The 25,143-nt window shown below is 68.5% G+C and carries 25 protein-coding genes; 7 read left to right on the top strand and 18 right to left on the bottom strand.

Annotated features, from left to right (window positions below; all coding sequences use genetic code 11):
• Positions 1–9 precede the first annotated feature (9 nt).
• The 7 genes from ACOZ35_RS04640 to ACOZ35_RS04610 all read right to left on the bottom strand — a co-directional run bounded on the left by ACOZ35_RS04640 (position 10) and on the right by ACOZ35_RS04610 (position 8,631).
• On the bottom strand, positions 10–1,344 hold the full coding sequence (locus ACOZ35_RS04640) for a tRNA (N(6)-L-threonylcarbamoyladenosine(37)-C(2))-methylthiotransferase (protein WP_424015283.1): 1,335 nt from the start codon (positions 1,342–1,344) through the stop codon (positions 10–12).
• An 82-nt stretch (positions 1,345–1,426) separates the two neighbouring features.
• Positions 1,427–1,747 (bottom strand): ArsR family transcriptional regulator, encoded by a 321-nt coding sequence (locus tag ACOZ35_RS04635; RefSeq protein WP_096392973.1) that lies wholly within the window; start codon positions 1,745–1,747, stop codon positions 1,427–1,429.
• A 73-nt stretch (positions 1,748–1,820) separates the two neighbouring features.
• Entirely contained in the window at positions 1,821–4,358 is a 2,538-nt protein-coding gene (locus ACOZ35_RS04630) for a GAF domain-containing protein (protein WP_424015282.1), read from the bottom strand.
• 119 nt (positions 4,359–4,477) lie between these two features.
• Positions 4,478–5,347 (bottom strand): succinate--CoA ligase subunit alpha, encoded by an 870-nt coding sequence (gene sucD / locus ACOZ35_RS04625; protein WP_007993119.1) that lies wholly within the window; start codon positions 5,345–5,347, stop codon positions 4,478–4,480.
• Positions 5,344–6,489, bottom strand: a complete 1,146-nt coding sequence (sucC, locus tag ACOZ35_RS04620; RefSeq protein WP_424015281.1) for an ADP-forming succinate--CoA ligase subunit beta — start codon at positions 6,487–6,489, stop codon at positions 5,344–5,346. Before sucC ends, sucD begins: the two co-directional genes overlap by 4 nt.
• A 145-nt stretch (positions 6,490–6,634) precedes the next feature.
• On the bottom strand, positions 6,635–7,141 hold the full coding sequence (locus ACOZ35_RS04615) for an OsmC family protein (RefSeq protein ID WP_424015280.1): 507 nt from the start codon (positions 7,139–7,141) through the stop codon (positions 6,635–6,637).
• 80 nt (positions 7,142–7,221) lie between these two features.
• The gene (locus tag ACOZ35_RS04610; protein ID WP_424015279.1) at positions 7,222–8,631 is read right to left on the bottom strand and encodes a class II fumarate hydratase; all 1,410 of its coding nucleotides are present in this window, start codon (positions 8,629–8,631) and stop codon (positions 7,222–7,224) included.
• Positions 8,632–8,827: 196 nt separating this feature from the next.
• Between ACOZ35_RS04610 and ACOZ35_RS04605 the strand changes: the two genes are divergently transcribed.
• The gene (locus ACOZ35_RS04605) at positions 8,828–9,451 is read left to right on the top strand and encodes a hypothetical protein (protein WP_424015278.1); all 624 of its coding nucleotides are present in this window, start codon (positions 8,828–8,830) and stop codon (positions 9,449–9,451) included.
• 23 nt (positions 9,452–9,474) lie between these two features.
• Here the strand turns inward: ACOZ35_RS04605 and ACOZ35_RS04600 are convergent, their stop codons facing one another.
• The 5 genes from ACOZ35_RS04600 to ACOZ35_RS04580 all read right to left on the bottom strand — a co-directional run bounded on the left by ACOZ35_RS04600 (position 9,475) and on the right by ACOZ35_RS04580 (position 14,084).
• A complete protein-coding gene (locus tag ACOZ35_RS04600) occupies positions 9,475–10,002 on the bottom strand; it encodes a hypothetical protein (protein WP_424015277.1) in 528 nt (175 codons plus the stop codon).
• A 120-nt stretch (positions 10,003–10,122) separates the two neighbouring features.
• The gene (locus tag ACOZ35_RS04595) at positions 10,123–10,446 is read right to left on the bottom strand and encodes a BolA family protein (protein ID WP_424015276.1); all 324 of its coding nucleotides are present in this window, start codon (positions 10,444–10,446) and stop codon (positions 10,123–10,125) included.
• 72 nt (positions 10,447–10,518) lie between these two features.
• On the bottom strand, positions 10,519–11,457 hold the full coding sequence (locus tag ACOZ35_RS04590) for a DUF1028 domain-containing protein (RefSeq protein ID WP_424015275.1): 939 nt from the start codon (positions 11,455–11,457) through the stop codon (positions 10,519–10,521).
• A gap of 100 nt (positions 11,458–11,557) precedes the next feature.
• Positions 11,558–12,655, bottom strand: a complete 1,098-nt coding sequence (locus ACOZ35_RS04585; RefSeq protein WP_424015274.1) for a TrmB family transcriptional regulator — start codon at positions 12,653–12,655, stop codon at positions 11,558–11,560.
• 73 nt (positions 12,656–12,728) lie between these two features.
• Entirely contained in the window at positions 12,729–14,084 is a 1,356-nt protein-coding gene (locus tag ACOZ35_RS04580) for a sulfatase family protein (RefSeq protein WP_424015273.1), read from the bottom strand.
• A gap of 195 nt (positions 14,085–14,279) precedes the next feature.
• Between ACOZ35_RS04580 and ACOZ35_RS04575 the strand changes: the two genes are divergently transcribed.
• Positions 14,280–15,524: an ABC transporter substrate-binding protein gene (locus ACOZ35_RS04575; RefSeq protein WP_424016029.1), complete on the top strand. Its 1,245-nt coding sequence runs from the start codon at positions 14,280–14,282 to the stop codon at positions 15,522–15,524.
• 2 nt (positions 15,525–15,526) lie between these two features.
• The gene (locus ACOZ35_RS04570; RefSeq protein WP_424015272.1) at positions 15,527–15,832 is read left to right on the top strand and encodes a hypothetical protein; all 306 of its coding nucleotides are present in this window, start codon (positions 15,527–15,529) and stop codon (positions 15,830–15,832) included.
• A 103-nt stretch (positions 15,833–15,935) separates the two neighbouring features.
• Here ACOZ35_RS04570 and mvaD read toward each other — a convergent pair whose 3' ends face one another.
• On the bottom strand, positions 15,936–16,934 hold the full coding sequence (gene mvaD, locus ACOZ35_RS04565) for a phosphomevalonate decarboxylase MvaD (RefSeq protein WP_424015271.1): 999 nt from the start codon (positions 16,932–16,934) through the stop codon (positions 15,936–15,938).
• A gap of 521 nt (positions 16,935–17,455) precedes the next feature.
• Here mvaD and ACOZ35_RS04560 point away from each other — a divergent pair.
• The gene (locus tag ACOZ35_RS04560; RefSeq protein WP_424015270.1) at positions 17,456–17,791 is read left to right on the top strand and encodes a 2Fe-2S iron-sulfur cluster-binding protein; all 336 of its coding nucleotides are present in this window, start codon (positions 17,456–17,458) and stop codon (positions 17,789–17,791) included.
• A gap of 72 nt (positions 17,792–17,863) precedes the next feature.
• Here the strand turns inward: ACOZ35_RS04560 and ACOZ35_RS04555 are convergent, their stop codons facing one another.
• From ACOZ35_RS04555 to ACOZ35_RS04540, 4 genes are all read right to left on the bottom strand, one after another.
• Positions 17,864–18,379 (bottom strand): hypothetical protein, encoded by a 516-nt coding sequence (locus ACOZ35_RS04555; RefSeq protein WP_424015269.1) that lies wholly within the window; start codon positions 18,377–18,379, stop codon positions 17,864–17,866.
• Positions 18,380–18,537: 158 nt separating this feature from the next.
• Positions 18,538–19,023, bottom strand: a complete 486-nt coding sequence (locus tag ACOZ35_RS04550) for a hypothetical protein (RefSeq protein WP_424015268.1) — start codon at positions 19,021–19,023, stop codon at positions 18,538–18,540.
• A gap of 71 nt (positions 19,024–19,094) precedes the next feature.
• Positions 19,095–20,564, bottom strand: a complete 1,470-nt coding sequence (locus ACOZ35_RS04545) for a short-chain fatty acid transporter (protein ID WP_424015267.1) — start codon at positions 20,562–20,564, stop codon at positions 19,095–19,097.
• A 107-nt stretch (positions 20,565–20,671) separates the two neighbouring features.
• On the bottom strand, positions 20,672–20,989 hold the full coding sequence (locus ACOZ35_RS04540; RefSeq protein ID WP_424015266.1) for an ASCH domain-containing protein: 318 nt from the start codon (positions 20,987–20,989) through the stop codon (positions 20,672–20,674).
• 186 nt (positions 20,990–21,175) lie between these two features.
• On the opposite strand from ACOZ35_RS04540, the gene pyrB reads away from it, so the two are divergent.
• The 3 genes from pyrB to ACOZ35_RS04525 all read left to right on the top strand — a co-directional run bounded on the left by pyrB (position 21,176) and on the right by ACOZ35_RS04525 (position 23,753).
• Positions 21,176–22,123, top strand: coding sequence for an aspartate carbamoyltransferase (gene pyrB, locus ACOZ35_RS04535; protein ID WP_424015265.1), 948 nt, complete (start codon positions 21,176–21,178; stop codon positions 22,121–22,123).
• Positions 22,120–22,578: an aspartate carbamoyltransferase regulatory subunit gene (gene pyrI, locus ACOZ35_RS04530; protein ID WP_004595636.1), complete on the top strand. Its 459-nt coding sequence runs from the start codon at positions 22,120–22,122 to the stop codon at positions 22,576–22,578. The genes pyrB and pyrI overlap by 4 nt, the downstream gene beginning before the upstream one ends.
• A 314-nt stretch (positions 22,579–22,892) precedes the next feature.
• On the top strand, positions 22,893–23,753 hold the full coding sequence (locus ACOZ35_RS04525; RefSeq protein ID WP_424015264.1) for a hypothetical protein: 861 nt from the start codon (positions 22,893–22,895) through the stop codon (positions 23,751–23,753).
• Between the two features lie 618 nt (positions 23,754–24,371).
• On the opposite strand, the gene ACOZ35_RS04520 is transcribed toward ACOZ35_RS04525, so the two are convergent.
• On the bottom strand, positions 24,372–25,115 hold the full coding sequence (locus ACOZ35_RS04520; protein WP_424015263.1) for a ThuA domain-containing protein: 744 nt from the start codon (positions 25,113–25,115) through the stop codon (positions 24,372–24,374).
• Between the last annotated feature and the right edge of the window lie 28 nt (positions 25,116–25,143).

Below are 25,143 nucleotides of genomic sequence, written 5' to 3'. Positions count from 1 at the left end.
CTCGGGTCGTTACGCCGACGAAGCCGTCGATTCCGGCCGGTCGTCGCGCTCGACCGAATCGCCGTCGACGCCGCCGGCGTCGGACCGCGCTTCTTCGACCGGGTCGCCGAACGCGTACACCGTGTTGTGACCGGTCACCTCGACCGTGAGGAAGTCGCCGACCGCGACGCCGCGGTCGCTCGCGTTCTGGACGATGATCTGTCGGTAGGCACCGTCGCGGCACTTCACGGAGTCGCCGGTCCCTTCCTCGACGACGAGGACCTCGAAGGTCTCGCCGACCATCGACTCGTACGCCTCACCGACGACCTCCATCTTCAGTTCGGACATCGCCTTCGAGCGCTCCTTTTTGACGGTCCCGCCGAGCCCCTTCATGTCGGCGGCGTCGGTGCCGGGGCGCTTCGAGAAGCGGGTGACGTTGATCTTCTCCGGGCGGACCTCCGCGAGCAGATCCATCGACAGCTCGTGGTCGGCCTCGCTCTCGGTCGGGAAGCCGACGATGAAGTCGGTCGAGAGCGTCCAGTGGTCGAGCCGGTCGTCGAACGTCTCGACGACCTCACGGAACTTCTCCACGCGGTGTTGCCGGCGCATGTCCTCCAGCACGTCGTCGGAGCCGGACTGAACGGGCGCGTGGATGAAGTCGTACAGCTCCTCGTTTGCCGCGAACACGTCGGCCAGCTCCTCGTGGATCCCGTGGATGCCGCCGGGGTTCGCCATCCCCAGCCGGACCCGGAACTCGCCGTCGATGTCGCAGATGCGGTCGAGCAGCTCGGGGAGCTTTCGGTCGCCGTTGTCCCAGCCGTAGACACCCGTGTCCTGACCGGTGACGCGGATCTCCTTCGCGCCGGCGTGGACCAAGGCCCGGGCCTTCTCGACGTTCTCCTCGACCGACGGGGAGTCGACGCGGCCGGTGGCGAACTTGGTGATACAGTACGAGCAGTTGCTCATACAGCCGCGGGCGATGGGGAGGATGCCGACGACGCCGTCGAGGACCGGTTCGGCGTCGGGGGTGACAGTGGGGCACTCGCCGTTGAGCACGTAGGAGGGAACCTCGTCCCAGTGGAGGATCTCGGCGTCGACATCGGCCTCGGCGAACATGTCGCCCTGCGCGAGCGCCATACAGCCGGTGACGACGAGCTCGGCCGTCATATCCGACAGCTCCTCGGCGCGGCGGAGCATGTTCCGCTCGGTCTTCTCGACGACGGTACAGGTGTTGAGGATGGCGACGTCCGCGTCTTCGGGGCCGTCGGCCGGGCGGTGCCCCCCGTCGCGGAGGGCGCGCTCGATCTCCCGGCTCTCTCCCCGGTTCGAGCTGCAGCCGTAGGTTTCGATGTGGTACGTCGCCATCGGAGTGAGTTTGCTACCGGTCCCGTGGGCAAAAGCGCGACGGATCGGGACGTCTGCGGGGCGAGTCGAGTTCCTTCGGGCCTCAGTCCTCGGCGACCGCGGCGGCCGGCGCGTCGGCCTCGGAGGCCGATTCGGCGGTCGCCTCCGGCTCGTCGACGGGGTCGCGCTCCGCGGGCGGCACGGCCTGGTAGACGGAGCGGCGGGCGTCGCGGGGGCACAGCCCCTCCTCGACGAGCCCGACCTCGGTGAGCTTCTCGACCGCGAACCGGACGGTGCGCGTCGAGAGGCGGGTCTCCTCGGCGAGGCCGGTCTGGTCGAACCGACCCTCGGCGTCGAGCACGTAGTAGACCAGCTTGGCGCTCGGCGGGAGCGGTTCGAGCAGCTCACGAGTTCCTTCGTCCATACGTTACGTACAGGGGCGAATCGCGCATAACCGTGGCCCGCCTGTGCGCCGCCCGCGCACGCCAACCCGGTTTTTATATACCAGTTCGCTGGCGGAACTCGAACCGCGCGCCGTCGTCGCCGTCGATCGACAGCTCCCAGCCGTGTGCGGCCGCGATCTCGCGCACGATCGCGAGGCCGAACCCCGTCCGGTGCGACGCGCTCGAACGGCCGTACTCCGTCGCCTCCTCCGGGTCGATGTCGAAGCCGACCCCGTCGTCGGCGACGAAGAACCCGTCCGGGAGCGCCCCGACGGAAACGGTGAGGTCGGCGGCGTCGGTGTCCGAGCCGTGCTCGACACTATTGGTAAATAGGTTCTCGAACAGCGTGCGAAGCCGCTCCGGGTCAGCGGCGACCGCGGCCGTCGCATCGGAGACGTCGAGCGTCGCGTCGCCGGTGTCGACGGTGCGCCACGCGCGCTCGGCGGCCTCGGCCAGCGGGACGGACTCGATCTCGTCGACCGTCCGCCCCTGCCGCGCCAGCGCGAGGAGGTCGTCTATCAGCTGGCTCATCCGATCGTGCGCGTCCTCGACCCGGTCGAGTTCGTCGAGAACGGCCGCGTCGTCCGTCAACGACCGGGCGAGGTTGGTCCGGCCCGCGGCGACGTTGAGCGGGTTCCGGAGGTCGTGGGAGACGAGCCCCGCGAACTTCTCCAGCCGGTCGATCTCCCGCTGGAGGGCGGCGTCGCGGTCGCGGAGCTGTTCGGTCCGCTCGGCGTGGTCGAGCGCGACCGTGACGTTCGCGGCGAGGACCCGGGCCAGCTGGAGATCCGTTTCGTCGAAGAAGCCCGGCTCACGCGACCCGAGCGGCATCGCGCCGTGGTCGCCAAGGGGCACGACGAGGAGGCTCCGGAGGTCGCCGTACCCGACCGCGGTGTCGACCGCGTCGAGGTCGTCGGTCACGACCGGCTCCCCGGTCTCGAACGTGTTCCAGACGCGGCCGTCGCCCGGGCCGAACGCCGGCCGGTCGCCGAAGGCCTCCGTCGCCTCCGCGCTTATGGCCGTCGGGCGGAGGACGTTCGCTTCGGGGTCGTACAGGCGGACGCCGCTGTTCGGGAACTCGAGGATGTCGATCGCCGCCCGGGTGGCCACCGCCGCGACCCCCTCGCGGTCCTCGCCGCCGAACATCTCTCGCGTCGTCGCGTGTAGCTTTCTGAGGGTCTGTTCGACCCGTTTCTGCTCGTCGATGTCGGCGTAGACGGAGTAGACGACCGACACCTCCGGCTTGTCGACGGGAATCGCGTGGAGGATGAAGTTCCGCAGCCCGTCGGTCGCCCGGCGCTGGACCTCCAGCCGAACCGGGTCGTCGTCGGCGAGCAGCGCTTCGTGGTCGAACCGCTCCGCCTCGGCCGGCATGACCGCGTCTACCACCTCGTCGTACGACGACGATGACGCGTCGTGCCCGAACGCGTCCACGAAGGCGTCGTTCGTCTCCGCGAGCGTCCGCTCTCCGTCCTCGTCGACGACGGTCCGTGCCATCGGGAGCGGGAGGTTCTCGAACAGCGCGGCGAGGCGGTCGCGCTCGGTCCGGAGCGCGGTCTCCGTCTCGATCCGCTCGATCGCGTTCGCGGCGTGCGAGGCGATCAGCTCCGCGAACTCCACGTCGGTGTCGTCGAAGGCGGCGTAGCCGTCCGACACGGCCTGAAACACTCCGTACGGACCGAGCGGGACGCTGATCGCAGAGCGCACGTCGTCGGACACCGGGTCCGCCACCTCGGCCGTGTCGAGGGCGTCGCCGTCGACCCGGTCGTGGTCCGGGGTCCCGGGAGGCGATCGACCCGGTCCGGCGGGGTCCTCCAAATCGTCGGGGTCCTCCGGGTCGACGCTGAGGTTGTCCACCACGACGGTCCGCTGCTCCCGAGCGGTGTATCCGACGACCCCCTCGTCGAGGTCGAACGCGCGGATCTCGTCCTGAGAGACGCTCTCGGACTGCGTGGCGGGAACCAGTCGGTCCCCGTAACGACTGGCGGCGACGCACCGGTCGAACTCCAGGATCTCCTCCGCCGCGGCGATCACGCGGTCGAACACCGCCGAGACCTCCTCGACCTCGGCTAAGTCCGCCGCGAACCGGTGGATCGCGGTGATCTGGTCGTTCATCTCGCGGAGGTCGCGCTCAGCCCGTCGCCGGCCGAGCGCGTTCGCGACGCTGTTGGCGAGCATCTCGTAGCGGTCACGTCCCGCGCCCTTCTGGAGGTAGTCGGTGACGCCGGCCGAGATGGCGTCGCTCGCGATCTCCTCGCTCCCCTTGCCGGTGAACAGCACGAAGGGGAGCGCGGGGTCGGTCTCGCGGACCGATTCGAGCAGTTCGAGCCCGTCGGCCCCCGGCATGTCTAAGTCGCTGACGACGCAGTCGATCCGCTCGGTCCGGACCACGTCGAGCGCCGCGTCCGGGGACTGCCGCGTAACGGTCTCGACGCCGTCGAGTATGCGTTCGACGTGCGTCGCGGCGAGGTCGGCCGCACCCGGCTCGTCGTCGACGAACAGGACGCGGCTCGCGCCGCCGTCGGTCGGTCCCGACGAGTCCGTCTCGGCCGCGCCGGCGTCGGCCGGCGGATCGTCGGGGCCCGAATTCATGTGTGTGTGTTACCCTACCGCTAATTTTAGCTTTCGCTCCGGCTACCGATATTGAAAAACGGGAGCCGAGCCGAGACCGGATCCGATGATGGAAGCGGGTCGACGCGGGGTGACGGTCGCTACAGGAAGTCCTCGACGTGGTCGGCGACCTCCTCGGGGGTGTCGCCGACGGGGACGCCCGCGTCGTTGAGCGCGTCGATCTTCGACTGCGCCGTGCCCGTGCCGGAGCCGGAGACGATGGCGCCCGCGTGGCCCATGCGTTTGCCCGGCGGCGCCGTGCGCCCGGCGATGAACCCGGCGACCGGCGTGTCCATGTGCTCGCCGATGAACTTCGCCGCCTGCTCTTCGTCCTCCCCACCGATCTCGCCGCACATCACGACGGCGTCGGTGTCGGTGTCGGCCTCGAACGCCTCCAGCGCGTCGACGAAGGACGTGCCGATGATCGGGTCGCCGCCGATGCCGATGGCGGTCGACTGGCCGAGCCCGCGCTCGGTGAGGTTGTCGACGACCTGGTAGGTGAGCGTGCCGGAGCGGGAGACGAGGCCGACGTTCCCCTCGGAGAAGATGTTGCCGGGGAGGATGCCGAGCTTCGCCTCGCCGGGGGTGATGATTCCCGGGCAGTTCGGGCCGATGAGGCGGGTGTCGGTCTCGCCCAGGCGCTTGTTCACCTTCGCCATGTCCTGAGTCGGGATCCCCTCGGTGATCGCGACCGCGAGGTCGAGGTCGGTGTCGAGCGACTCGAAGATCGCGTCGGCGGCGAACGCCGGCGGCACGAAGATGACGGAGGCGTCCGCGTCCTCGGCCTCGACGGCCTCGTCGACGGTGTCGTAGACGGGGACGCCGTGGACCTCTTGGCCGCCCTTGCCGGGCACCGCGCCGGCGACGACGTTGGTGCCGTACTCGATCATCTGGCCGGCGTGGAACTTCCCCTCCCCGCCGGTGATCCCCTGGACCACCACTCTGGTGTCGTCGTCGACGAAAATACTCATTGGGTCACCTCATCCGCGTTCTTCACCGCGCGCTGGACCGCGTCCTCCAGCGTCTTCTCGACCTCGACGAGGTCGGTGTTCAGAATCTCCATCCCCTCCTCGGCGTTCGTGCCTGCGAGCCGGACGACCACCTTCTTGGGGATCTCGTCGAACTGTTCGAGGGCCTCGTTGATCCCCTTGGCGACCTCGTCGCCGCGGGTGATCCCGCCGAAGATGTTGAACACGACGGCGTCGACGTTGTCGTCGGAGAACACCATGTCGAGCGCCTGCGTGACGCGCTCGGCCTTCGCGCCGCCGCCGATGTCGAGGAAGTTGGCGGGCGCGCCGCCGTAGTAGTCGACCAGGTCGAGCGTCGTCATCACGAGCCCGGCGCCGTTGCCGATGATGCCGACGTTCCCGGAGAGGCGGACGTAGTCGAAGCCGTACTCGCCGGCCTTCCGCTCTAAGTCGTCCTCGTAGGACTCCTGGGCCATCTCGGCGAGGTCGGGCTGGCGGAACAGCGCGTCCTCGTCGATGTTCATCACGGCGTCCGCGGCGACCACGTCGCGGTCGCTCGTGATCATGACCGGGTTGACCTCTATCTCGGAGGCGTCGTTCTCCTCGTAGAGGTCGTACAGCGTCGAGAGGATCGAGGCCACGTCGAGCGCGACGTCGGCGTCGACGCCGGCCTCGTAGACGACCTTGCGGGCCTGATACGGGTGGAGCCCGAACGCGGGGTCGACGTGCTCGCGCGCGATCGCGTCGGGGTTCTCCTCGGCGACCTCCTCGATGTTGACGCCGCCCTCGGTCGACACCATCAGGACCGGCTTCCCCTCGCCGCGGTCCATCGTGACGCCGACGTACAGCTCGTCGACGAAGTCGACGCCCGCCTCGACGAGGACCTGATCGACGGTGTACCCCTTCAGGTCCATGCCGAGGATCTCCTCGGCGTACCCCTCGGCCTCCTCGCGGTCGGTCGCGATCTTGATCCCGCCGGCCTTGCCGCGGCCGCCCACGTGGACCTGCGCCTTGATCGCGGCCGGGTAGCCGATCTCGTCGACGGCGTCGAGCGCTTCGTCGACGCTCGTCGCGAGCCGGGAGTCCGGAACCGGGATCCCGGCGTCCGCGAAGAGAGACTTCGCTTGATATTCGTGAAGTTTCATCCGTGTTGGATCGGTACCGACATCGGCTTAAATGGTTCCGATTCGGCGCGAACGGCGCGGCCGCGCGGTCGCCGCGAAATCCCCGCGAAGTCGTCGTCAAAGAGGCGCGAAATCGCCGGTGAGGAGGCGCTCAGCGGCGCCGCCGTCAGTCGAACGTCCAACTCGTCTCGACGTCCGGCGGGTCTGCCAGCGTCTGGTAGACGACGCAGTACTTCTCGGTGTACTTTTCAAGCGCCGCGCGGGTGTCCTCGTCGACGTCGCCGTCGACGGCCACGTCGAGGCGGAGGTCCTCGAACCCGACCGGCGCCTCGTCGTCGACGCCCATCGTCCCGCGGAGGTCGAGGTCGCCGCTGGCCTCGACGCTGACCTCCGCGTCGACGCCGAAGCTCTCGGCGACCGCCTGCGCGGTCAGCTGGGAACAGGCGGCCAGCGCGCCGAGAAGGAGGTCGCCCGAACAGGCGCCCCCGCCGGGGCCGCCGGCCCCCTCGTGGAGCTCCGCCTCGTAGATGGCCCGGCCGATGTCGACGCTACACGACCGGGCGTCGCCCTGCTCCTCGCCGGTCGCCGACAGCGTGATCTGCGCCGCCTCGGGGTTCTTCTCGTACTCCTTTTTCAGCGGCTCCTGCTCGGCCTGTAAGTCACTCTCAGCCATGTCCGGCACTCACACGCTCCCGCAAAAAACGTTCTGCCGGCTTCGGTCGCCGCTTCCGATAGCCCCTCGCCCGCGCCGTCTCAGTCCTCGTCGCCGAGGATGACGCGGTGGGTCATCGCCTCTGGGTCGAGCACCTCGTCGGCCTCCTCCTCGGTGAGGTAGCCGGCCTCGACGGCGGCCTCGCGGACGCTCTTGTCCTCCTTCAGCGCCGTCTTCGCGACCTTGCTCGCCTTGTCGTAGCCGATGGCGGGGTTCAGCGCGGTCGCGAGCGCCATCGACTGCTCGACGCGCGTCTCGCAGTGCTCCTCGTTGGCCTCCAGCTTCCCGACGAAGCGCTCGCCGAACGTCGCGGCGACGTTCGAGAGCAGCTCCGCGGACTCGAGGAAGTTGTGCGCGATGACGGGCTTATACAGGTTCAGGTCGATCTCGCCGCGGGCGGCACCCGCGGAGACGGCGGCGTCGTTGCCCACGACCTGCTTGTGGACCTGGTTGACCGACTCCGCGACGACCGGGTTGATCTTCCCGGGCATGATCGAGGAGCCGGGCTGGTTCTCCGGCTGCTCAACCTCGCCGAGGCCGTTGCGCGGGCCGGAAGCGAGCAGCCGCAGGTCGTTGGCCATCTTGTTGAGGCTGCCGGCGATCGTCTTGAGCGCGCCGTGGCCCTCCGCCATCGCGTCGTGGGCCGCCTGCGCCTCGAAGTGGTTCTCCGCCTCGCGGAACTCCGTCCCGGTCTCGTCGGAGATGTACTCCGCGGCGAGCTCGGGGAACTCGGGGTGGGTGTTGAGCCCGGTGCCGACCGCGGTGCCGCCGAGGGCGAGCTCGCGGAGGTTCGACTGGACGCTCTCGGCGCGCTCGATGCCCTTCGCGACCTGCGTCCGGTAGCCGCTGAACTCCTGGCCGAGCCGGATCGGGGTGGCGTCTTGGAGGTGCGTCCGACCGGTCTTGACGACGCCGTCGAACTCGGTCTCCTTGGCCTCGAGCTCGGCGTGGAGCGTTTCGAGGGCAGGGACGAGGTCCTTCTCGACCGCCTCCAGCGCGGCCACGTGCATCGCCGTCGGGATCACGTCGTTCGACGACTGCCCGTAGTTGACGTGGTCGTTCGGGTGGACGACGCGGTCGCCGATCTCGGCGCCCGCGATCTCGGCGGCGCGGTTGGCGATCACCTCGTTGGCGTTCATGTTCGAGGAGGTGCCCGAGCCGGTCTGGAACACGTCGACCGGGAACTGGTCGTCGTGCTCGCCGGCGATCACCTCGTCGGCGGCGGCGACGATGGCGTCGGCGGTGTCCGCCTCGATGAGGTCCAGATCGCGGTTCGCCTGCGCGGCCGCCTTCTTCACGACGCCGAGCGCGCGGATGAACCGTCGGCTCATCGGGATCCCCGAGACGGGGAAGTTCTCGACGGCTCGCTGGGTCTGTGCGCCCCAGTAGGCGTCCGCCGGCACCTGCATCTCGCCGAGGCTGTCCTCCTCCGTGCGGTAGTCGTCACCCATGCGCCGACCTTCCCGCGAGACGCTGTAAAAGGTACTGGAAGCCGCCAGCGCGCGGGAATATGCGGATTGATACCGTATCAATTGGTAGCACGCGACGAGAACGGGAGCGACGAAAACAAATCGCGCAAAACCGGCCGAAAATCGACGCAAACGCTTGGCACTTATATACCGGTCCGTCGGCAACGGCCGGGCGCCCATGAGCTCGAACGATTCTGCGATCGGAACGGCGCTCGACCGCGACACGGTCCGGTCGACGAGCAGACTCCTGATCGGCGCGCTGGCGGTCGTCGGCGTCCTCGCCGTCGTCACGCTGCTGCCGGGCGTCGACCGGCTCGTCCCCTTCGCACCGGTGACGTTCGCCGCGGTCGCGACGGCCGTCGTCGCGCTCGCGGTGGCGGGCATCCTCCTGTACGCCGCGCCCAAGTTCGCGCTGCTGACGCGCCTGGCGCTCGGCGAGGCCAACGCGGAGGGAGACGCTCGCCCGGACCGGATCGTCGAGAACGCGGGCGGCGTGGTCCACTGGCTCGTCGTCTTCGGCGCCGTCCTCGTCGCGTACCGCGGGCTCGCCGGCGTCGCGGTGCCCGTGTTGAACGGCGCCGCGTGGGCGTACGACGCCGCGTTCCTGTTCGTCGCGCTCGTCCCGGTCGTGTTCCTCGTCGCCCGCCTGACCGTCACGGTCGACCCGCTTGCCGAACTGGTCGCGGACCGGGTCGCTGGCGACGACGGTGCCGCAGACGACGACGCAGACGACGACACCGCGGCCGACGGGTCTGTGAGCGAATCCGACGAGACGACCGCGAGCGAGACCGACGACGGCTGACCGAAACGCCGACCGGCGGCGCCTTATTTATAAACGAACGGGAGCGTCACGAGCGCCCCGTTGAGCCCGAACGCGACAAGCAACAGCAGCCCGAGCGGCGGGTCCTCGCCCGGATAGGTTGCGAGGATAACGAGCGCGCCGACTCCCAGCGCGGCCAGCCCGAACGTCAGCGCGGCGTCCGACCACCGGTTCCACGCGTCGTCGAGCGCGGGTTCGAGCCGCGCGGGCGGCCAGTCGGGCTCGGAATCGTCGCCGGCGCGGTCGGAGCGGTCGGTCCACGGCGTCTCGTCGCCGGACTCGTCGAGCCACGCGTCGCCCTCGGTGGTCGATTCCTCGCTGCTCGCGGAGGACGACTCGTCCCAGCCGAGCAACCGTCGGACTCCCGATCGGCCCGCGGCCGCGAGCAGCGTCGCCGTCCCGAGCGCGGCGAGCCCGCCGAGGACGGCCGGGGAGGTGACGCGCGCTTCGAGGGCGAGAAAGAGCACGACGAACGCGAGCAGCGAGACGGCGGCGAGGACCCCGCGGACGGCGCGAACGAGTTCGGAAGGCATCGGGTTTGGAGGGCGTTGGAGGACGGTGGAAGGCGTTGGAAGACGGTGGCAGGCGTTGGAAGCCGGTGGGTGGGTGGAAGGCGGTGGAGGGTCTGTGGAGGGTCCGACGCGGCCGAGCGGTCAGGCCTCGTCGACCGGGAACAGCCCGGCATCGCGGAGGTCGGCGTCGAGGCTCCCGTCGCCGTGTTCCGCGTACGCCTCGGGCGTGTACGTCTTGATCTCTAAGGCGTGGACGGACCGCGTCATGTGGTCGCCGACCGCGTCGTACACGCGCTGGTGCTGGTCGACGAGCGACTCGCCCTCGAAGGCGGGCGAGACGACGACCGCGGCGAAGTGGGCGTCCTCGTCCTCGTCGTTGTGGATCCGGGGCGCGGTCACGCGGGCGACCGCGTCCGGGAGGTTCTCCTCGATGAGGTCCGCGACCGCGTCGGGCTCGATGGTCATGGTCCCGCTCGGTCGCGGACGGGCAAAAGTCGACCGGCCCGGCGCGTCGCGGACCGGGGACGAACCGGAGGGCTACACCCGGTCGAGCCGCGAGAGCCCGCGCCAGATCGCATCGACCAGCCGCGCCTCGGGCCCGTCGCCGGGATCGGTCTCGTCCCACCCTCGCGCGATGGCGTCTTCCAGGACGGCGAGCGAGTGGTTCTCGAAGTTGTTCATGCCGCGGAAGGATTCGAGCGCGTCGCGGGCGTCCTCGCCGAACTCGGCGGTGGGTTCGCCCTCGTAGAACCCGAGGTCGGACAGCGCCGACTGGACAGCGGTCGCCGTCTCACCGGTCGGCGCCCGGGTCTCGTCGGGCGCCTCGCGTTCCAGGAGGGTCACGTCGTAGATCTTGAACACCCGCTCTAACTCGTCGATCGGGCGCTCGTGGTCGTCGACGCGGACGTCGACCCAGCGGTCGTTCTTCCCGTCGTAGCCGCCCTCGGGCTTGGCGACGTACAGCGCTGCGGACTGCTCGCCGCGCCTGTCGCCGCCCGCGTCGTTGCCCGCGTGAAGCGCGGCGATCAGGCGCTCCGGGAGGCCGCCGTCGGTCCCCTCGAACGCCTCGGCCATCGCGTCGAGGGTGTCTGCGTTCTCCAAGATGTTCCCTTGGACCGTGTAGTGGTCGCCCTGCCGATCGCCGGCGTGGTCGTGGCACTCGTCGCCGGTGAACGCCGCGGGGTCCTCGTCGGGGTCGACGCTCACGACGCCTACCTGTCGCGAGGGGGCCTCGTCGTCGGGGGCTGTGAGCCGATCGATCGCCTCGGCCGGCGCGCGTCCCTCGCGGAGCAAGTCGAGCCCGTCGGGGCCGTAGGCGACGTTCGCGAAGCTCTGCGTGGCGATCGCGCCCGCGTCCGCGCTCACGAACGGGACGACAGCGCCGACGCCGACGAACTTCGACTGAACGGCGACGCCGACCGCGTCCGTCTCCGGGTCGCGGGCGGCGATTGAGAAGGTCGAGAGTTGAGGTGGCATGCGGGACCGATGGTGGGACGCCGCGATCATAAATCCGATCGTCGCGCTGCCGCCGGACGAGGCCGACCCGATCGAGGTCAGTCGGTGGTCCCGTCCGGCGTCACTCCGCCGGTTCGGCGCCGAGCTCGGCGCCGGCGCCCATCACCTCGATCCGGTTCGCCTCCACCTCCTCGTAGGTCGCGCCCCACCCGCCGACGGTCCACCGCTTCTCCCCGTCGTCGACGACCATGGAGGCGGTGCCCGTCAGCGCCAACACGGACGGGGCGCCGTCCTCGTCGCCGTCGCCCTCGGAGAGGTTTTCGGCGTCGACGACCTCCCCGGAGATGGTCACGGACCGGTCGCTGTCGGTCTCGCGCCCCTCGATCTCGACGCGGAGGGGTTCGTCTCCGCGAATCAGGTCGCGGTTCTCGAGCAGGAACTGCCGGATGTCGGCGTACCGCTTCGGGCCCGCCGCGTCGGCCTCGTACGCGACGGGCGAGGGGAGCCACATGAAAAGCAGCGAGTGCCAGAAGAAGACGTAGGTGAACGACCGGTTGCGGAGGATGAGGCCGTAGTCCTCGACCGCCGCGGGGTTCGGCGCGAACGCCGTGCGCCGGAGGTCGGAGGTGAGCACGAACGGGGCGGGCCGAGAGAGCCGGTGTGCGACGCTCACGGCGCCCTCGTAGTCGGCGTCGTCGAGCGGCTCGTCGCCGTCGCGGGCGAGCATCGTGACGTTGACCGTGACGCCGCGGTCGCGGGCGTCTACCAAGTCGCCCCGAAGCGCGTCGAACTGGTCGCGGGTGAGCGTCGCGTGGATCTGGGTGTCCGCGTCGCGGACGAACGTCCGCGCCGCCTCAAGCACGGTGTCGAACCGCTTGACGATGCTGACCGTCTGGGTGTCCAGCGTCGGTCGCTCGTAGCGCTCCTCGATCTCCTCAGCGGCCGACTCGAGCGCGGTCGCGCGGTCGGTGAGCCCGGAGACGATTGTCTCGGGGTCCGTCGCGCGCGCCTGGAACGTCTCCTGTTCGTACAGCTCCACGTACCCGAAGTCGTCGAGGTCGCGGAGCACGTCGTAGATCCGCGCATCGGGCACGTCGCTGGCCTGCGCGACCTCGGTCGCGGAGGCGGTCCCCAGTTCGAGCAGCGTGACGTACGCGTTCGCCTGATAGTAAGAGAGGTCCGCGGCCTGGAGCGTCTCCAGGAGTTCCTCGGTGTCCATGACGATAGATTAACTACTTCGGTGCTTAAAAATCACCGAGTCCGGTCGGCGCCTCACACCACCGTCTGGCGGCTCACTCCACGTCCGGGTACGGCACGGGGCCGTCGAGCAGCGGGTCGTCGGTCGACGCCATCCACGTCTCCAGTTCGTCGCGCAGTCGGTCGAGGGCGTCGACGTGGGCCGGGTCCGGGTCGCTCGCCTCGGCCGCCGGCTCGAACGGCTTCTTGTCCGAGGCGAGGTTCTCCGACTCGTGCGGGTCGGCCTCGAGATCGTACAGCTCCTCGGTCGGGCGCTGCGGGACGTGGAACTCCTCGTGGACCGCTCGGCCGGAGGCTGTCGGCGCGACGTCCATCGGGACGAACACCTTCGGCAGCACGGAGAAGTTCCGGACGTACTTGTACCGCTCCGTCCGAATCGCGCGGATCGGGTTGTAGCGGTCGTGCCACGTCATCTCGGCGAAGATCCGGTCGCGCTCGTCGTGCGGGTCCCCCCGGAGCAGCGGCGCGAACGACTCGCCCGAGACGTCCGTCGGCGGGTCGATCCCGAGCAGGTCGAGCATCGTCGGCGTGAAGTCGGCGTTGGTGACGAGCGCGTCGTGGACTGCGCCGCCCTCGACGGCGCCCGGCTGGTGGAGTAAGAGCGCAGTCTCGATCCCCGGATCGTAGCAGGTCCCCTTCGCGCGGGGTATCGCCAGTCCGTGGTCGGTCGTGAACACGAAGACGGTCTCTTTGGCCAGCCCGTGGTCCGCGAGCGACTCACGGTAGCGACCCACCGCCGGGTCGAGGACCTCCTCGATCAGGGCCGCGAGGTCGGCGGCGTCCTCGCGAACGCCCGGTTCGTCGGGAAGGTACGGGAAATCGTCGAGGTCGACCGCCTCGGGGTCGGCACCCTCGTACGTCTCTTCCGGGAGATACTCCCGGCGGAAGGGGCGATGCGGCTCCTCGATGCCGATGGAGACGAAAAAGGGCTCGTCGTCGTCCGCGCGCTCGGCGAAGAAGTCGTCGACGACATCGACGAGTTCGAGCGCGCGCTTCGTCCCGCTGTCGACGTAGTCGTAGCCGAGCCGCTCTGGTTCGTCGGGGACCTCGTGCTGGAAGCCGAGCAGGGCCGTGTCGTACCCGGCCGAGCGGAGGCGCTTCGGGAGGGTCTCCCAGTCGTCGCCGAGCGCCCAGCCCATGTGCGCGAGCCCCATGACGCCGTTCTCGTGGGGGTAGTAACCCGTCATCATGCTGGACCGGCTCGGCGAGCACTGCGGGGCCGTACAGAAGCTGTTCGCCATCCGGGCGCCGTCGGCCGCGATCCGGTCGATGTTCGGCGTGTCGACGTCGGCCCCGTAGCAGCCGAGGTGTTGACCGAGGTCGTGACAGTGAACAAGGACGAGATTCGGGCGGCCCGACGTGTCGGGATCAGAGTCGGCTCTATCGGTCATATCCTCCACTACCGCCCGATACATCCATAAATAGCCGTGGTCGGGTTTCGTCATCGATCGGTTGAGATTAGTAACTATAGCGGTAATTAATAACCAAATTTGAAGTAACTGGGCCGAGTGGGTTGGGACGACATGTCCGATGATCGATCCTGTACTACGCGGCGGGACGTACTGAAGACGACCGGCACCGCGTCGGTGCTCGGGAGCGTTGCGCTCGCGGGCTGCTCCGGCAACGGTGGCGACGGCGGAGATGGCTCCGACGGCTCCGACGGCAGCGACGGTTCCGACGGCGGGAGTAACAACCTCGAAGTCACGGGCGTCTGGTCCGGCGGCGAGCAGGAGTCGTTCAGCAAGGTGATGGACTTCGTGGAGGAGTCGACGGGCATGAGCCTCGAGTACTTCCCGCGCGACACCGACAGCCTGCTCACCGGGACTCTGATGGACTACGAGTCCGGCGTCGCCTCCGCGGACATCGTCGTGATGCCCTCGCCGGCGCGGATCATCTCAGACGCCGAAAACGGCCACCTCGCGCCGGTCGGCGACGCGTGGGACGCCGACAACTTCGCGGTCGACCCGTCGCGAGTCACCGTCGACGGTGAGGTGTACGCCGCGCCGTTCAAGATGGACCTCAAGCCCGGCTTCTGGTACCGGCAGTCGTTCTTCGACGAGCACGGCCTCTCCGAGCCGGAGAGCTGGGACGAGTTCATGACCCTGCTCGACGACATCTCGGGGATCGAGGGCGTCGACGCGCCCATCGCCTCCGGGAACGGTACCGGCTGGCCCCTCAGCGACATCACCGAGGGCTTCTTCATGCGACAGGAGGACGGCGCCTCGCTCCAGCAGGGGCTCATCGACGGCGACGCCTCCATGACCGACGACCGGGTCGCGACGGCGTTCGACGAGATCAAAATGCTCCACGAGGAGGGGTACTTCAGCCAGACGCGCGACTTCGGCGTCCAGTACGAGTACTTCTGGGACAACAGCCTCCCGCTGTACTTCATGGGCTCGTTCACGCCGGCACAGGACGCGGTCGAGGACCCGTCGGACCTCGGCGTGTTCCGGCTGCCCGGCGTCGACGGGATCTCCTCGTCGGTCAACTGGTTCACTGTCCCGAAGTACTCGGACAATGTCGACGCCGCCCGCGAGGCCCTGAGCTCGTTCGTCTCCGCCGAGGGCCAGCAGGTGTGGGTCGAGGACGGCGGGTTCATCGCCTCCAACACCGAGGTGCCGGACGACGCCTACGATATCGAGGTCATGGCGAACCTGCCGGACCTCGCCGCCGAGGTGACGGTCGTGCCCGACCTCGACGACGCGCTCGGGAACCCGTTCCAGCAGGAGTTCTGGTCGGTGCTCAAGGGGCTGTGGGCCACGCCCGACACCCCGACCGAGGAGATCATCAGCTCCCTCGACGACGCCCACCAGGAGACGCTTAACGACTGACAATGGAGTCGACGTCGACCGCGGACGACCGAGGGGAGCGGCGCGGGTCGTTAGCGCAGATGTTCGACCCCGAGGAGCTCCGGCGACGGAACCTCGTCTCGCTCGGGATGGACGTGCTCATCCTCGTGACGACGGGCTTCCTCGCGATCCTGTTCACGATGGGGTTCTGGCCGTCGGTGATCGGGCTTGTCCCAATGGCGACGCTGCTGTACTTCGGGTGGGCCTCCTCGAAGGCGTTCTTCGTCGCGCAGGTGCTCGCGATCGGCGTGTCGCTTCTCGGCACCGCGACCAGCGTGCTGCCGTACTGAGACGACCGAACCACGGATTCTCTTTCCCGCTTCGCTGGAATTTCGGGTCGGACCTACCGCCGAAGCCGCCGGCGACGGCGATGCCGCCACGCCGCTCGTTAATTTAAAAGAGCGCCTCGCTCTCGTCGAGGACGCGCCCCGGGCCGCCGACCTCCCAGACGTCGGTATCGATGCCAATCTCGCTGATTCTGCTCTCGACCTCGTCGACGTGGTCGGCGAGCGTGTTCACGTACACCGACGCGCCGGTGTCCGTCGAGAAGTAGACGGGGACGCCCTCCTCCCGGAGCTCGCGGACCGCGTTGAACACAGCGATCGTTTCGGGCTGCCAGTACACCCACCCCGCGGGGCCGGTCATCGTCGTGGCCGTCAGGGAGAGCGAGTCGTGCTCCGCCGTCTCGAAGATCCGGTCGAAGTCGCCGTCGCGGAGCGCGTCCGTCATCTCGACCAGCTGGTCTTGGACGTGCGCGGTCCGCGCCTGCATCATGTGGCTCGCGGCGGCCTCGCGGTGGGCCTCCTCCGTCTCTTTATACGCCGGGACGTGCGCGGCGACGATTCGGAGGTCCTCCTCGGGGTCGAAGTCGTCCTCGCTCACGCCCACGTCGAGGCGGTAGGAGCGGCAGTCCTCGTCGTTGAGGCCGGCGTCGAGCCGCGAGTACGCGCCCGTGACGGCCCGGGCGGCCGAGGAGGAGCCGCGGCGGGCGACGGTGGAGACCTCGGGGAGCGACATATCGAGCCCCGCGGCCTCCACCAGCGCGAGCGCGGCGGCCGCGAACCCGGACGACGAGGAGCCGAAGCCGATGTTCGACGGGAAGGAGTTCTCGCTTTCCAGCCGCACGGCGGCGTCGACGCCGGCCAGCTCGCGGACGTGGTCGACGACCATATCGATGCGCTCGGCCGCGCGCCCGTCGACCTCCTCGCCGCCGATGACGTAGGCGTCCTCGCTCGCGTCGGGCTGCCACTCGACGGTCGTGGTCGTCGCTGTCGGGGCGGTACAGAGGCTGATGCTGTCGTGGTACGGGAGCCGCAGTTCCTCGTCGCGCATCCCGTGGTACTTGACGAGCCCCTGGATCGGGTGGGCTCGCGCGGTGGCCTTGCCGGTCATACCTCGGGAAGCGTCCGGCGGGGGATTAGTCGTTGCGATGAGTGAGAGGGAGTGGTGAGTACATAACAGGACTTGGTGGCGCGTGCCTCCGAACGCCCGCAGGGCGTTCGGAGGCACGCGCGAGGGAGTCAGTCGCCGGAGCGAAGCGGAGGCGACTGACGAGGCTGGGGAGGCGTGAGGCTGTGGTGCGGTTGCGGTCGGGTGGGACTCAAAGGGGCAGCCGGGAGGAGATCGTAGGCGACGCCAAGCACCGCAGCGAAGGAACGGAGTGACTGAGCGAGGAGCGCAGCGAGCGTACGGTCTCCTCCCGGCTGGGGCTTTGGCGACGTTCTCCGGCGATCCGGTATCAACCATTTATAAACGAGCGGCTGGGGCTTTGGCGGTGTTTACCCACCCGCTAACGGCAGAACCACACCAACTAGAAATGCCCCGACACCCGCCTTCGATTTACTCTTCCGTCCCCGCGACGGCGACGAGATAGAGGGGAACCCTTTTTGACCGGTCGGCGGGTACTCGGCGCCATGACCGAGTACACCGTCGAGTTCGTCGGCACCGGCGAGACGATCGAGGTGACCGACACGGAGACGATCCTCAGCTCCTGTTTCGACGAGGGGATCGCCCAGGAGTACTCCTGCCGCGTCGGGATGTGTCTCGCCTGTTCCGCCGAGATCGTCGAGGGCGAGGTGACCCAGCCCGCGGCCCGCGGCCTCACCGACGAGGAGGCCGAGGAGTTCGCGCTCACCTGTATGGCCCGCCCACAGTCCGACCTGAAGCTCGACCGCGGGAAGTACCCGCCGAGCATCGAGGACGACGAAGCGGTCTCCGCCGAGGACGGCGCGGCCGCGGACGACGACTGAGAAGGCGGCCCTCCGCATCGGCCGCCTCGAACCCCTTTCTCCGCCGACGCCGTGCGAGACGCCCCGGACGGATCAGTCGAGTTCAGCTTCGAGCCTCGGGTTTCGGTTCGTCGTGGGGATCTCGGACTCGATGAGCTCCCCGCACGCGTCGACGAACTCGGTGTCCCGGATCTCGCCGCAGAGGACGTGGGTCTCCGCGTCGGTGGCGATGTACACGTCGATCACGTCGCGCTCCGAGTGAGACAGGAACTCGTAGGTGGTGTTCCAGCCGCCGACCGCGAACAGCGACAGGAACCCGACGAGCGCGATTTCAGTCCGGGTCTCGACCTGTCCCTGATAGACGAGAACGGCCGTTCCGACGGTGAGGACGAGCGAGAGGACGAGGAAGAACAGCCCGAGGAACGCGTGCCGGCGGAGGCTGGTGTCCCGGCCGAACTCGACGCTGTTCGCCTCGCTGACGGGGATCGAGACCGCGGCGTCCTCATCCGATCGGGTGTACGTGAGTTCCCCGTCGGACGCGGCGAACACCCCCGTGTTCTCGCTGTCGATGACGTATTCGTCGACGTGTGCTTCCGTTGTGAACTCCATGGCAGGCGCGCCGTGTCGCGATGACACCGTCGCATGCCCGGTATGTAATCTTTGATACCTGTCCGCTTCCGTACGTTCCGTCTCGGTGTCCGGCGCGCGCGACCTCTCGAATCCTCCTCGACGACTCGCTGAACCGTCCGCCGATCGGATCCGCGAACCTACATCGCGACAGCGACGGCGTTGAACAGGGCGAACACGCCGACGAAAGCGAGCAGGGCGCTCGCGACGGCTCGACGGGGGTGTTCGCGACGGAACGCCCCCGCGAGACCGTAGGGGACGCTCAGTCCGAGCGTCGTCGCGAGGAACATCGCGACGTTCCGGAGAAGCTCGGCTCCGGCACCGGGGTAACCGCCGGGCGTTCCCATCGTCGCCAGAAACCCGACGAAGACCGAAACGGCGAGACTGACCGCTCCCCAGACGGCCAAGAGTGCGATCTCCCACCAAACGACCGCCTTTGCGAACCGGACGTACGCGACCAGCGAGATCGCGAGCGGGAGGATGAAGACGGCGAACAGCTGGAGGTTCGAGCCTCGAAGCGGGGACCCGGGGACGTTCGCGACGAGGAGGGCGACTCCGAGCGCGAGCAGTCCTATCAGGATTGCCGATACCGTTCGGGTGTCTGGCGTCTGTCTGGAGGGCGCCATGCGCGGGTGTCTCCTCGAAAACGGTAAATACCTTTTTGCGATCCGTTCGACGGAGCCGAACCCCTTCGCCCTCAGTACGGCACCGCGTACAGCGCGATCGCGAGGAACGGGATCAGCGCGATCAGCATCGCGATGGCGTAGCCGAACATCTCGCGCGCCTTCACGTTCGTGATCGCGAGCAGCGGGAGTGCCCAGAACGGGTTCAGCAGGTTCGTGTGCGCGTCGCCGACCGCGTACGCGATGGTGGCCTGCCCGTAGGGCACACCGAGCTCCTGGGCGGCCTGAAGCACCGACGGGCCGACGACGAGCCACTCGCCGCCGCCCGAGGGGACGAACAGGTTCGCGACGGAGCCGACGATCCACGCGACCACGGGGTACGTCGCCGCCGTCGACACGCTGAGCAGCCCCTCGGCGAGCAACAGCGCCAGCCCGGAACTGGCCATGATCCCCTGAATGCCGGCGAAGAAGGGGAACAACAGGACGATGCCGGCCGCGGCCCCGGCGGCGTCGTTGAACCGGTCGCGGTAGTACGCCGGGCGCTGGTAGATGAGCAGGCCGGCGAAGAGGAAGCCGAAGTTGACCGCGTTCAGCGTAAACGCGCCGAGCCCCTGCCCGGCGAACTGGACGGCGAGGATGGCGACCCCCGAGAGCGCGACCAGCCCGCCGATAATCCGGCTGTTGTTTAGCCGCTCGGCGGGGACGTTGGCGACCTCCGCCGGCGGCTCGTCGACCGGGTCCGCGGCGTCGGCGGCGTCGGTGCCGCCATCGGTGGCCGCGTCGTCGCTTGCGCGTCCCCCGTCCGCCGGCGAATCGAACAACTCGGACTCGTCGACGTACTCGGTGATCCCCTTCGCGCGACTCCCCGAGGGCGCGAGGACGTACAGCACGGCGCTCGCGAAGACGATCGAGAGCACGGTGAGTGTGAGCGCGTACGGGTGGAAGATGGTCTCGGCGGCCGGCACCGTCGACGTCATGAAGTCGAACCCGGTCCCCTCACCGATGTTGTTCGCGTCGGTCAGTTGGAGCGGCGCGGAGCCGGAGATGCCCCAGTGCCACGTCAGGCCGAGCCCCATGTAGCCGGCGACCGCCAGCAACGGATAGTGAATGGTAATGTCCTTCTTGTGGGCGACCTTCCCCATCTCGCGGGCGAAGATGGCACCCATGATGAGGCTGAACCCCCAGTGGACCCACGCCAGCGACATCGAGATGAAGCCGACGAACGCGGCGGCCTGCGCGCCGGAGTTCGGAATTTCGGCGAGCCGCTGGAGGATCGCGTTGACCCGCGGGTGGTACGCGATGACGAACCCGGTCATCAGGATGAGCACCATCTGCATCGAGAACCCGAGGAACGCCCAGAACCCGCCGTACCAGAACTCCAACAGTTCTACCGGCCCCGAATCGGTGGCGATCAGCCCGGCCACGTAGACGATATACGTCAACAGAATGGCGAAGACGAACGGGCTTGGCATCCACCGTTCGACGGCCTCAGACATTCGAAATCCGATACGTTCGATGATGCCAGCCTCGTCACTCGCTGCCATACACGCCGTATCCAGTATCCTACAGTATAAATAATGGGATACGGTCACACGGCGTGACACGTTCCAGATCCGAACTCGCGGGCGCACCGACCGCGCGAGGCGGCGCCCTACTCGACGCGCTCGAAGCGGTGCCGCACCACATCGGCGTCGTCGTCCCAGTCGAAGTTCCCGCCGTGAGCGTGGACCATCCGCTCTTTGTACGCCTCGAGCGACGGCGACCCCTCGCGCTTCGCGTCCTCGTCGGTCATGTCGCCGAGCGTGCGCTCGGTGACCTCGGTCAGTTCGAAGGCGACGCCGTCGATCTCGAACGTGTCGCCCTCCTCGCCGTACCGGTTCCCGCGGTGGAGCTGCGTCACCTCGCCGTCGAGGGCGGCCTGCTTCACGCGGTCGTTCGGGAGCAGATCGGCCGGATCGTTCTCAGACATAGTCCGTCGTTTGGCCCGGATCGGTTTATAAGCGTGGACGGGTGTCGGTGGCCGCCGAGCGTGTGAACGATCACCGCGTTCTGCGAATCTCGAAACCGTCGTTCGGGGGGATCCGCACGGACGTGAACACCCGTTTCGACGGCCGAGCCGAGGGATTCAAGATACTGCCGGGTCCCATCTCAGACGATGCGACAGGACCACCTCATCACCGCGACCCAGCTCTCGCGGGATGACATCGAGGCCGTGCTCGACCGGGCCCGAGCGGTCGCCGACGACCCCGCCGCCTACGCGGACCGGCACGCGGGCCGCGTGCTCGCGCTCTGCTTTTTCGAGCCCAGCACGCGCACCCGGATGAGCTTCGACAGCGCGGCCAAGCGCCTCGGGATGAACACCATCGACATGGGCGACGTCGACTCCTCGTCGGTGTCGAAAGGGGAGTCGCTCTCGGACACCGTCCGCGTCATCGAGGGGTACGCCGACGCCCTCGTCCTCCGCCACCCCAGCGAGGGCGCCGCGACGCTGGCGGGCGAGCGCGTCGACGTCCCGGTCGTCAACGCCGGCGACGGCGCGGGCCAACACCCGTCCCAGACGCTGCTCGACCTCCACACGATCCGCGAGGACCACGGGCTCGACGACCTCACGATCGGGATCATGGGCGACCTGAAGTACGGGCGGACGGTCCACTCGCTGGCGGCCGCGCTCACGGAGTTCGACGCCAACCAGCACTTCATCAGCCCCGAGTCGCTGCGGCTCCCCCGCTCCGTGCGCTTCGACCTCCACGAAACGGGCGCGCAGATCCGCGAACACGAGGAGCTCGACCCGGTCCTCGACGAGCTCGACGTCCTGTACGTCACCCGGATCCAGAAGGAGCGGTTCCCGGACGAAAACGAGTACCACCGCGTCGCGGGCGAGTATCAGATCGACGCCGAGACGCTCGACGACGCCGCCGACGACCTCACCGTGATGCACCCGCTCCCGCGCGTCGACGAGATCGCGCCCGACGTCGACGAGACCGACCACGCGCGCTACTTCGAACAGGCACACAACGGGATCCCGGTGCGGATGGCGCTGCTCGACACCCTCCTGGAGAACGCGAATCCGGACGGCGACGAGGGGACGGAGGTGGACCGATGAGCGAACACGAACTGCGCGTCTCGAAGATCCGCGACGGCACCGTCATCGACCACGTCGAGGCGGGACAGGCGCTGAACGTCCTCGCCATCCTCGGCATCGACGGCTCCGAGGGATTCGGCGTCTCGGTCGGGATGAACGTCCCCTCCGACCGGCTCGGCCGCAAGGACATCGTGAAGGTCGAAGACCGGGAGCTGTCGCAGTCCGAGGTCGACGTGCTCTCGCTCATCGCGCCCGAGGCGACGATCAACATCGTCCGCGACTTCGAGGTCGTCGAGAAGAACCGCGTCACCCGCCCCGACGGCGTGACGGGCGTACTCTCCTGTCCGAACCGCAACTGCATCACCAACGCCGACGAGCCGATCGAGACCCGCTTCGACGTCGTCGCCGACGGCGTCCGCTGCGACTACTGCTCGACGATCCTCCGGGCCGACATCGCCGACCACATCGACGTTTGACGGCGGGGTGATCCCGGCCGCAGTCGACGAGGCTCCGGTAGATTTTAGCGCCCGCCGCCCGACACGTCACGTATGAGCAAGAAACTGAAGCTCGTCTTGGTCCTGTCGCTGGTCGCACTCGCGTACTTCCTGTTCGCCGGCGACAAGCAGCCGGTCGAAGTCGAATAACCGCGCGCCGCCGCGCTCGCGCCCTCCGCGAACCGCATCGGCCGGCGAGTCGCATTGCCATCCGAATCGTATCGCGCGTCGGTCGCGTCCGCGCTCGACCGTCCCGATACCGTCCGTTTTTACCGACCTGTCCCGTAGCCGGACCCATGTACGGGGTCGTCACGCGCAACGCCGACGAGGTCGAGATGGAGCCGTTCGACCTCGGCTTCTACGAGGTCAAAGACGTCACGGGCCGGGCGGCGGAGCCCCTGCCGAACGCCGTGAACATGGTGTCGTGTTTCGGCGACAACGCCGCCGCGAGCGAAAACGACGACCTCGTCCCGGTCGATGAGCGCGGCGAGCCGGCGACCCGCGACCGCGAGTACTTCGACTGGGCGTACATCTGCCCGACGCACCCGGAGTACCGCGAGGGCCTCATGGAGATCATCGCGGACTGCGCGGCCGAGAACGGCGACGTCCGCCTCGACGATGTCGGGTTCCCCCGCGAGGGGTTCTGCCACTGCGACCGCTGCGAACGCCGGTTCGCCGAGAGCGACCGGGACGACTTCGCCGACTGGCGCGCGGACGTCATCACCGAGTTCGTCGCCGAGGCGGCCGAGCTGGTCCCCGATCGCCTCCTGCTCACGTTATACCCCGACCCCTACCCGGACCACCTCTACGAGCGCGCCGGGCTCGACATCGACCGGCTCGCCGAGCACGTCGACGAGTTCGTCGTCCCGCTGTACGACACGGAGTACGCGACGACCTACTGGCTGGAGACGATCGCGCGCGGGTTCCGCTCGCGGCTCGGCGGCGACTACGACCTCCACGGCGCCCCGCCGGAGACGCCGTTCTCGCTGGAGCTGTACGCGGTCGACGTCGACGTCGACGACCTGATCCACGCGACCGAAGTGGCCGAGACGTACGCGAAGGACGTGTTCTTCGGCTACGACGCGAACAACGCGGCCGCCGCGCTCCGGCGGAAGGACGCCGACTCGCGCGACGGCGAGGTTCACCGGCCGGACTGACGGACATCACGTCCACACGGCGACGTGAACGAGGGTTTATCAGTGGCCGCGGTCGAGACCCACGTGACCGGCCGCCGGCGTGCGACATAACCGGTCGTCTCGCGTTCGCGTGAGGCGGCCGCCTTTCAACGTCCGCGCCGTAGCGGCGGTCACTCTACACCGTTGAGCCGTCGGCTCGTCGATTTCTTCGGCTCTGTCGGAATTACAAAGCGACAACGATGCGAGATTTAAACGGAGCGAGTGACGGAGACGATTGTTTACAAAGGACGGCGGTGGCGCGTGCCTCCGAACGCCCGCAGGGCGTGAGGAGCACGCGCGAGGGAGTCGCGACCGTAGGGAGCGACGAGGCTGGGGAGGCGTGAGGTGCTGTGCGGTGCGGGGCGGGACTCAAAGGGGCAGCCGGGAGGCGGGCGCAGGCGACGTAAGCACCGCAATGAGGGAGCGAACGAAGTGAGCGACCGAGTGAGGAGCGCAGCGAGCGTGCGCCCGCCTCCCGGCTGGGGCTTTGGAGGTCTCAGCCGCGGAGCTGGAGTCGGCTATTTATAAGCAAGCGGCTAGGGCTTCGGAGCCGTTCGTCGTCGATCTCTTGTCAACTACCCCGTAAACTGCCAGCTCCAACTAGTGAACCGTGCGGTCGTCGCTCGTGTCGATGTCCTCGATCGGGTCGGCGTTGCCGAACTCGGGCGCGAGTCCGTCGCCCGGCTCCGCCCAGTCGACCGCGTTTCGGAGGACCTGCCGAACGTCCTCCTCGTAGTAGATCGGGTACGTCTCGTGGCCCGGGCGGAAGTAGAACACCTTCCCGCTCCCGCGACGGTAACAGCAGCCGGAGCGGAACGTCTCGCCGCCCTCGAACCAGGAGGTGAACACGAGCGTGTCGGGCGCGGGGATATCGAAGCGTTCGCCGTACATCTCGGCCTCGTCCAGCTCGATCCGCTCGCCGATCCCGTCCGCGATCGGGTGGCTCGGCTCAATCGTCCACAGCCGCTCGCGCTCGGCGGCCTCGCGCCACTTCAGTGAGCAGCTGGTGCCCATCAATCGTTTGAAAATCTTCGAGTAGTGCGCGGAGTGGAGAACCAGCAGTCCCATCCCGTCGAGGACGCGCTCGTGAACGCGATCGACGACCGCGTCGCGCACCTCGTCGTGGGCGGCGTGGCCCCACCAGACGAGCACGTCGGTGTCGTCCAGCACGGCCTCGGTGAGCCCGTGGTCCGGGCCCTCGTCGAGGGTCGCGGTGCGGACCTCGTGGCCGCCCTCTTCCAGCGCGTCCGCGACGACGGCGTGGATCCCGTCGGGGTAGACGTCGGCGACGACGTCGCTCTCGCGCTCGTGTCGGTACTCGTTCCAGACCGTGACGCGTGCCATACGCGGGGTCGACGCCGAACCGACTTGA

This window comes from Halorubrum xinjiangense (assembly GCF_049604745.1).
Lineage (GTDB): Archaea > Halobacteriota > Halobacteria > Halobacteriales > Haloferacaceae > Halorubrum > Halorubrum xinjiangense_A.
The sequence above is the reverse complement of the archived record's forward strand: the minus strand, read 5'-3'. Positions and strand labels throughout refer to the sequence as shown.

Bases quoted from the DNA above. Each gene is read 5' to 3' on its own strand.
- ACOZ35_RS04555 (WP_424015269.1), bottom strand. From the start codon at position 18,379: ATGGAGTTCACAACGGAAGCACACGTCGACGAATACGTCATCGACAGC.
- ACOZ35_RS04640 (WP_424015283.1), bottom strand. From the start codon at position 1,344: ATGGCGACGTACCACATCGAAACCTACGGCTGCAGCTCGAACCGGGGA.
- ACOZ35_RS04585 (WP_424015274.1), bottom strand. From the start codon at position 12,655: ATGGACACCGAGGAACTCCTGGAGACGCTCCAGGCCGCGGACCTCTCT.
- sucC (WP_424015281.1), bottom strand. From the start codon at position 6,489: ATGAAACTTCACGAATATCAAGCGAAGTCTCTCTTCGCGGACGCCGGG.
- ACOZ35_RS04570 (WP_424015272.1), top strand. From the start codon at position 15,527: ATGGAGTCGACGTCGACCGCGGACGACCGAGGGGAGCGGCGCGGGTCG.
- sucD (WP_007993119.1), bottom strand. From the start codon at position 5,347: ATGAGTATTTTCGTCGACGACGACACCAGAGTGGTGGTCCAGGGGATC.
- ACOZ35_RS04615 (WP_424015280.1), bottom strand. From the start codon at position 7,141: ATGGCTGAGAGTGACTTACAGGCCGAGCAGGAGCCGCTGAAAAAGGAG.
- ACOZ35_RS04605 (WP_424015278.1), top strand. From the start codon at position 8,828: ATGAGCTCGAACGATTCTGCGATCGGAACGGCGCTCGACCGCGACACG.
- ACOZ35_RS04550 (WP_424015268.1), bottom strand. From the start codon at position 19,023: ATGGCGCCCTCCAGACAGACGCCAGACACCCGAACGGTATCGGCAATC.
- ACOZ35_RS04635 (WP_096392973.1), bottom strand. From the start codon at position 1,747: ATGGACGAAGGAACTCGTGAGCTGCTCGAACCGCTCCCGCCGAGCGCC.
- ACOZ35_RS04600 (WP_424015277.1), bottom strand. From the start codon at position 10,002: ATGCCTTCCGAACTCGTTCGCGCCGTCCGCGGGGTCCTCGCCGCCGTC.
- ACOZ35_RS04540 (WP_424015266.1), bottom strand. From the start codon at position 20,989: ATGTCTGAGAACGATCCGGCCGATCTGCTCCCGAACGACCGCGTGAAG.
- ACOZ35_RS04525 (WP_424015264.1), top strand. From the start codon at position 22,893: ATGTACGGGGTCGTCACGCGCAACGCCGACGAGGTCGAGATGGAGCCG.
- ACOZ35_RS04610 (WP_424015279.1), bottom strand. From the start codon at position 8,631: ATGGGTGACGACTACCGCACGGAGGAGGACAGCCTCGGCGAGATGCAG.
- ACOZ35_RS04520 (WP_424015263.1), bottom strand. From the start codon at position 25,115: ATGGCACGCGTCACGGTCTGGAACGAGTACCGACACGAGCGCGAGAGC.
- ACOZ35_RS04560 (WP_424015270.1), top strand. From the start codon at position 17,456: ATGACCGAGTACACCGTCGAGTTCGTCGGCACCGGCGAGACGATCGAG.
- ACOZ35_RS04590 (WP_424015275.1), bottom strand. From the start codon at position 11,457: ATGCCACCTCAACTCTCGACCTTCTCAATCGCCGCCCGCGACCCGGAG.
- ACOZ35_RS04545 (WP_424015267.1), bottom strand. From the start codon at position 20,564: ATGGCAGCGAGTGACGAGGCTGGCATCATCGAACGTATCGGATTTCGA.
- ACOZ35_RS04580 (WP_424015273.1), bottom strand. From the start codon at position 14,084: ATGACCGATAGAGCCGACTCTGATCCCGACACGTCGGGCCGCCCGAAT.
- pyrB (WP_424015265.1), top strand. From the start codon at position 21,176: ATGCGACAGGACCACCTCATCACCGCGACCCAGCTCTCGCGGGATGAC.
- ACOZ35_RS04595 (WP_424015276.1), bottom strand. From the start codon at position 10,446: ATGACCATCGAGCCCGACGCGGTCGCGGACCTCATCGAGGAGAACCTC.
- pyrI (WP_004595636.1), top strand. From the start codon at position 22,120: ATGAGCGAACACGAACTGCGCGTCTCGAAGATCCGCGACGGCACCGTC.
- mvaD (WP_424015271.1), bottom strand. From the start codon at position 16,934: ATGACCGGCAAGGCCACCGCGCGAGCCCACCCGATCCAGGGGCTCGTC.
- ACOZ35_RS04630 (WP_424015282.1), bottom strand. From the start codon at position 4,358: ATGAATTCGGGCCCCGACGATCCGCCGGCCGACGCCGGCGCGGCCGAG.